Consider the following 7,779-nt stretch of genomic DNA (forward strand, 5'->3'; position numbering starts at 1 on the left):
AAGGGTAATGCTTGATTGTAGGAGTCTAGGGCAGATTGAAATTGTCCGAAATGGGCGTAAATTTTACCCATTGAAAGGAGAGTGAGTGTGGCTTGGGCGTAGTTTCTCTCTGTACGATAGAGTGCGAGGGCTTCTTCTAACTTTGCCAGTGCAAGTTGTTTAGATTCCACAGTGCTTTGGCTAGAAAGTTGAGTTCCTTTGATAAATGCTACTTCAGCCGCAGAAACTTTGATGCCGGTAGCAATATCCCATACACGGGCAGTTCTATCCTGACTAGCTGTGAGGATTTGTTGCCCATCAGGGCTAAATTCTGCACGCTTGACTCCATCCTCATGTCCTCGAAATATCGCTAGAAGATTGCCTTTTGCATCCCACAGACGGGCGGTTTTATCCTGACTAGCCGTGAGGATTTGCCGGCCATCGGGACTAAATACGGCGCTGTTGACAGAACTGTCATGATCTCGCAATACTGCTAGGAGATTGCCAGAAATATCCCACAGGCGGGAAAGTCTATCGTTACTGGTGATCAGGATTTGACTACCATCGGGGCTAAATACTGCACTCTCATCGTGACTGGAACCTTTATCTACATCCTTCTGCCCCCGAAACTCTGCTTTGAGATTACCTTTTGTATCCCACAGGCGGGCATTTCCGTGGAAATTACTGCCTAGAGTGAGAATTTGGCGACCATCTGGGGTAAAGATTGCACTTTCGACACTGTTCTCATGCCCCCGGAACACAGCCAGGAGATTGCCTTTGGTATCCCACAGACGGGCGGTTTTATCTAAACTGGCGGTGAGGATTTGACTACCATCGGGACTAAAGACTGCACTGTTGACATAACTTTGATGTCCTTGGAATATAGCCAAGAGATTACCTTTGGTATCCCACAGACGGGCGGTTTTATCCATACTAGCGGTGAGAATTTGACGACCGTCCGGGCTAAATACTGCACTTTCGATTCTATGCTCACGGCCCTGAAACTCAGTTAGGAGATTGCCTTTGTTATCCCACAGGCGAACGGTTTTACCGCTGGCGGTGAGGATTTGCCGACCATCTGGGCTAAATACGGCGCTTTCGACATCACCCGGAAAAACAGTTAACAGATTGCCTTTGGTATCCCATAACCGGGCGATTCTATGACTGCTAGTGGGATCAATGCTCGCTATTTTATTAATGGTTGTGGGATCTATAGTAATGATTTGATGACTGCTAGTGAGGATATGACGACCATCTGGGCTAAATACTGCTCGGCTGAACCCATATTTATCTTCCTGTAACTCTATTAGTTGAGCGTTCTTTTTAGATACGCTTTCCTGAGAGTTTTGTAGAGAAGCTGTTTGCTCGGCTTGGGCTGCGCGAGCGATTGATAAATCCCATAACCGAGCGGTGCCATCCTCACTGGCGGTTAGAATTTGCCGACCATCGGGGCTAAATACTGCACTTGTGAGACCTCTTTCATGTCCGCGGAACTCGGTCGTGAGATTGCCTTTGGTATCCCATACTCGTGCAGTTCCATCCAAACTGGCGGTGAGGATTTGACTGCCATCGGGACTAAATACGGCACTGTTGACGACTTTCTCATGTCCCCGGAACTCAGCGAGGAGATTACCTTTTGTATCCCATAAGCGGGCGTTTTTTATACCAGTAGTGAGGACTTGACGACCATCCGGGCTAAATATGGCTTTTTCGATCTGCTCTTTCTGCCCCCGGAACTCGGCTAGGAGATTACCTTTGATATCCCATAGGCGGGCTGTTTCATCATTACTGGCGGTGAGGATTTGGCTACCATCGGGGCTAAATACTGCGGTGTTAACTGACCCCTCATCCTCAAAGGGGCTAATTACTTCACTGTTGGCTGACCCCTCATTCCCTAATCGAAACTCTTTGAGAAGATTACCTTTGGTATCCCATAACCGGGCTGTTTTATCTACGCTGGCGGTGAGGATTTGCTTGCCATTGGGACTAAATACTGCACTATTAACTATCAATCGCAATTCATGTATCCCATCAGGTCCCCGCAACTGTGCTAAAAGATTGCCTTCGGTATCCCATAGGTTGGCAGGATAAGAACTATCGTTGGGGAGAATTAGACGACCATCGGGGCTAAATACTGCACTAACAATTTGACTCGGGATAATTTGGCGACTATCACTAGGGTTAAATACTGAACTGGTAACTCGAATGCCTTGTCCCCGGAACTTTTGCAGGAGATTGCCTTTGATATCCCACAACCGGATGTTTCCATCATAACTAGAGGTGAGAATTTGGCGACCATCGGGGCTAAATATGGCACTGCTGACTCCTTGCTCATGTCCCTGGAATTTGACCAAAAGATTGCCTTTGGTATCCCACAACCGTGCAATCTTATCATCACTAGCGGTGAGAATTTGCCTACCATCAGGACTAAATACTGCACTCTTGACACGCTCTTTATGTCCCTGGAATATTGCCAGTTGAGCATTATTTTTAGATACGCCTTGCTGCAAGGTTTCTCTAGCAGCTATTTGCTCAGTTTGAGCGGACAGAACAGCTGATACGTCCCACAGGCGAGCGATTTTATCCCAACTAATAGTGAGAATTTGCTTACCATCGGGACTAAATGCTGCTTTAACTATATCGTTATGCCCCCGCAGCTTTGCTAGCAAATTACCTTTGGTATCCCAAATTTGAGCAGTTCCATCTCGACTACTGGTAAGAATTTGGCGACCATCAGGGCTAAATCCTGTGACAGTCCATACAGAACTCCAGTCTGAATCTCCATGCTGCCCAAATACAGTCAGGAGATTACCTTTAGTATCCCAAATGCGGGCGGTTCCATCCGAACTAAGGGTGAGGATTTGGCGACCATCGGGGCTAAATATTGCATGGTTGACATGATTTTCATGCCCCTGGAACTCGGTTAGGAGATTACCGTTGGTATCCCACAGGCGGGCAGTTTTATCCTGGCTGGCGGTCAGAAATTGCCTGCCATCGGGACTAAATTTTGCACTGAGGACAGGAGCCGTATGCCCCTGGAATTCTTTGAGAAGATTGCCTTGGATATCCCACAACCGGGCGGTTCCATCATAACCAGTGGTGAGGATTTGGCGACCATCTGGGCTAAATACGGCTTTTAGGAAGCCTCCTGATCCGCCACTTCTGGTCTGGAACTCTGCTTTGAGATTGCCTTTGGTATCCCACAAACGGAGTTTATCCCACATGCCGGCTTTATCCGCAAACATATTAACGGTGAGGATTTGGCGACCATCGGGACTAAATACTGCACTTCTAAGATTACTGCGATCATCAGCCCCCCGGAAGTCTTTGAGGAGATTGCCAGAAGTATCCCACAGGCGGGGGGCTTCATACTGACTGGTGGTGAGAATTTGGCGACCATCGGGACTAAATACTGCACTGGTGACTTCTGCCTCATGCCCCCGGAACACAGTCAGGAGATTACCTTTGATATCCCACAAGCGGGCGGTTTTATCTGTACTAGCAGTGAGGATTTGCCGACCATCGGGGCTAAATACGGCACTGATGAGCCTATCCTCATGCCCCAGAAACATGGCGACTTGCCCGCCAAATGCTTGGACGGGTTGCTGCGTTCCTGATGGGTTGGGGTTTTCTGTTGCCGGTGATTGAGATGGTGTGGGAATCCTGGGTTGGCCGCTGATGGGGATGCTGTAGGTAGTAGCGAATACCACTCCCATCATCAGAGGGAGACAGCGATGCACTTTTCGATATTTATCTCGCAGCATAATTGTTTTTTGGGAGAATTAAGAATTGGGAGAGGGGGGTCAACTAAACCTTTCTCTAGCGAATCCGTAAAAGCCAAAAGCTATAGTTTCTTTTTGGATAGGCAAATCTGCTTAGCGTTGGCTCATTTTTTTACCGAGGTCATTAAAATTAAGATGGGCTGGGGGTTAGTTGTCAGAAAAAATTATTTATGTTAAAGAGAAACTCTATCATTTTTCATAATGGTTGTCTGTCATTGGCTGCGTCAAGGGTGAGGCAAGGACGTTAAGGGATGTAACTTGTATCGGCGGCGGGGCGTTGGCTCGTCAATGTTATTATCTTTTCACTGGCTGACTGTCACTTTTGCACGGAGACCGAAGCAACCATTGGTGTCAACTTAATGTCAAACGTAGTACCAGTCTGGTGTCTGACGATTACGGCTCGATCCCCCCTAGCCCCCCTTAAGAAGGGGGGGACAAGAGTCTTCTCAAAGTCCCCCTTCTTAAGGGGGATTTAGGGGGATCGAGCAGTTAGCTAAAAGCGAGATTTCTCAGGGGTTTGAGGCTTAAGTTTACACCAATGCGAAGAAAGCTCTCCCCCCTACCCATGAAAGCCCCCACTCCCCCAGTCAGGTGAGTCGTCAGGAGGAAGTTCGATCGCCCCAAAGCCGCCTAAATTAAAACTAGGAATGGAGGATTCGATCGCACCTAAACATGAAACTGCTCAACCGCCGCACTCGAAAGCTTCTGTACACCGGCATCCTGGCGCTGGCCTACTTTGTTACCGGAAAACTCGCAGCGTCGATGCTGGGACTGGTGAAAGCCGAACCCTCCCCCGTGTGGCCGCCCGCCGGTATTGCTCTAGCGGCACTGCTACTGCAAGGGCGACGGATGTGGCCGGGAATTGTCCTCGGTTCAGTGCTGTTAAACTCTACCGGCGGTATACCGTCGGCTGTCATTGCCACATCGGCCTTTAGCGTTACCCTGCAAGCGCTGGCTGGAGAGGCTTTGCTGACTTGGAGCGGATTTTCTACTAAACTCGATCGATTGCGAGATGTTCTGGCTTTAGTAGCGGGCGCTGTCATCGGGTCTACTCTTGTGGGTTCTATCCTCGGCAACTTGGGTACGTGCATTTTTGGTTGGGCTCAGTGGAGCAATTTCTCTCGCAACTGGTGGACTACGTGGCTCGGAGACGGTATGGGGATTTTGATTGTGACGCCTGTGCTGCTGACTTTGAACCACGCCGTTAATAGTTTTAAATTTCCACTAAAACTTAGATGTTTCACTATTCTCAATTACTTGTTTAGGAACAGGCAAGATGCCTGTTCCACAAGAGATGAATTTGATTGTGGAACAGGCATCTTGCCTGTTCTTGACAATGGTGTAACAGGTGAGAAAAAATCTCGAATTATTTCAAGTTTAAAAGCATTTTTAAACTACTGGAACACTAACCAATCAAAAGTTACAAAATATTCAAGCAGATTGTCTGCAACTGAAAACCGCTATAATCTTCTATTTTTAATTATTAACTATTCAGAAATAGCGCTCTGGCTGACTCTATTGCTGAGCGTAAGCTGGCTGTTTTTTTGCTCAAAAACACAAGCGGCGATCGCTCAGTATCCGCTGGAGTATCTGCCTTTTCCTCTGATAGTTTGGGCTGCCCTGCGGTTTCAATCGGCGGGAGCGATTTTTGCTTATTCGATCGTCTCTTACATCGCGATTTGGGGAGCAGTACAGGGAGGCGGCCCGTTTTTGGCCAAAAGCGATAATCTCAAACAGGCGGTTTTATTTTTACAAGCTTTTACCGGTACGATCGCCCTTGTGGCTCTGATGTTGGCCGCCGCCGTAGCAGAACGTCAGCAAGCGCTGGTGGAGGTGCGCCGCACGGCGGCCATGCTGCGCGATCGCGAAGCTAGTTTAGCCAACGCTCAGCGCATCGCTCAGTTGGGAAATTGGGATTTAAATTGCGCCGCCCTCACAGCAACTGACAACTCCGAAGAATCCGCAGAAGATCGTATATCCCATATCGAATTGCGGTGGTCAAACGAACTTTACCGCCTCTTGGGTTTTGCTCCTGGAACCGTCAAACCGACACCAGAAGTTTTTTTGCAGGCCGTACATCCAGAAGATCGAGATTTGGTGGCGCGATCGCAGCGCCAAGCTATGTTGGAGCGCCAAGCCTATTGCATTAACTACCGAATTGTGCTGGCAGATGGCTCAGAACGCACTGTCTGCGAACAGTCGGCAATTGAGTCAGGGGCGATCGCCGCGACAGTCCAAGACGTTACCGAACGCCACCGCGCGGAAACCGCTTTGCGGGCGTCCTCCGATCGCGATCGCTTGCTCTCAGAAATCGCCCTGCGAATTCGCAACTCCCTCGACCTCGAAGAAATTCTCAACACTACTGTTGCCGAAGTCCGGCAATTTTTCAAGGCAGACCGCGCTTTCATCGGTATTGTGGACACGGACGGGGTAAATCTTCCTAGCCCGGTGTACGGTAAGGTTGTGGCCGAGTCTGTGGCAGGCCAATGCCGTTCTCTTTTGGGGTGGGTACTCGCTGACGAGAATCACCTCGAAAGCCAGAAAACTTTTTATGCTAACAACCGCGTCCGAGCTCTCTCCGATACTGCTAGCGTTCAACTCAGCGTTCCAATTGCCCAATTGTACAGCGACTATCAAATTAGAGCGACGTTAAATGTGCCGATCGTCCTGGGGGATGAATTGTTCGGGATCTTGGCCGTCAACCAGTGCTCTGGGCCCCGCCAGTGGCAGGAATTTGAAATTGATTTGTTGGAAAAACTCGCTACCCAAGTGGCGATCGCACTACAGCAAGCCCAACTTTTGCAGCAGGTAAAAGCTCTCAATGCCAACTTGGAATCTCAAGTGGAGGAACGCACCCACCAACTACAGCAAAAAATGCACGAGTTGCAAGAAAGCAATCGCCTGAAAGACCTATTTTTGCACGCAGTTTCTCACAATCTCCGCACTCCTGTTATGGGAATGTTAATACTGCTGAAAAATTTGCTCAACAAATCGCCTTCTGACTCTCTACAAGATGTTCCGGTTTCTCGATCGATTTTGCAGCGCATCGTTCAGGCCAGCGAACACCAGTTGACTATGGTTAATGCCCTGCTCGACGCTCACGCTAGCGAGGTCAAAGGGATTGTTCTCAATACTGTACCGCTGCATTTGCCGCCTTTAGCTTCAGCCATTATTGCCGATTTAGAACCGATGCTGGCCAAAAATCAAGCAACTTTGACTCAGGATATTCCGGCGGATTTGCCACAAGTCAATGCCGATCGCCAACACTTGCAGCGGGTGCTAGAAAATCTGTTGACTAATGCTATTAAACACAATCCTCCGGGAGTCAATATAACTTTTAAAGCCGAGGTAATTGAAGTTGAAACAGCGCTAATTTATGAAGAAAATTCCCAGGTTTTAACATCTCAAACTACTCAGATCGCCCGCTGTATCGCTAACGGGATATCTGCTGCGGGCGATCGTCCTAGGATGGGCGAAACCACCCATAAAAATCAGGAAACCCTGGCCAAATTTAACCTCGACGGCAGTTGCAAAATGCCCCGCTATCAGGGCCAAATTGCCAATATCGGCAGCAAATTGCCGGGTGTCACCGTAAAAATGGTTCGCTGTAGTGTAACAGATAATGGAGTGGGAATCAGCGCCAAACAGCGGGAATCTCTCTTTGAACTTTACGTTCAAGACCCTAATAGCCGACAATTAACAGGGTTGGGTTTGGGATTGTACCTCTCCAAGCAAATTATCAAAGCTCACGGCGGCTCGATCGGTGTCGAAAGCACTCCCGGCGGTGGTTCGACTTTCTGGTTTTCGCTACCTGTTGTCAACTCGGACGATCGATCTTTCCCAATTCTTTAATCTCTAATCTAAAATCCGCGCAACCGCAAAGTTTTTCGACTCACAGTCAACAGTCAACAGTCAACAGTCAACAGCCAACAGTCAGCAGCCAACAGTCAACAGTCAACAGTCAACAGTCAACAGTCAACAGTCAACAGTCAACAGTCAACAGTCAACAGTCAACAGT

General features: G+C 48.6%; 1 protein-coding gene and 1 pseudogene. One reads left to right on the forward strand and one right to left on the reverse strand.

Annotated elements, in window-relative coordinates:
- Positions 1-3,743 (reverse strand): annotated as a pseudogene (locus tag QUA83_RS29465) (CHAT domain-containing protein); the annotation flags it as partial.
- Positions 3,744-4,433: 690 nt separating this feature from the next.
- Between QUA83_RS29465 and QUA83_RS29470 the strand changes: the two are divergent.
- On the forward strand, positions 4,434-7,613 hold the full coding sequence (locus tag QUA83_RS29470) for an MASE1 domain-containing protein (RefSeq protein WP_333297717.1): 3,180 nt from the start codon (positions 4,434-4,436) through the stop codon (positions 7,611-7,613).
- Positions 7,614-7,779 lie beyond the last annotated feature (166 nt).

Source organism: Microcoleus sp. K1-B1, from assembly GCF_036704705.1.
Classification (GTDB): domain Bacteria; phylum Cyanobacteriota; class Cyanobacteriia; order Cyanobacteriales; family Microcoleaceae; genus Microcoleus.

Bases quoted from the DNA above. Each gene is read 5' to 3' on its own strand.
- QUA83_RS29470 (WP_333297717.1), top strand. From the start codon at position 4,434: ATGAAACTGCTCAACCGCCGCACTCGAAAGCTTCTGTACACCGGCATC.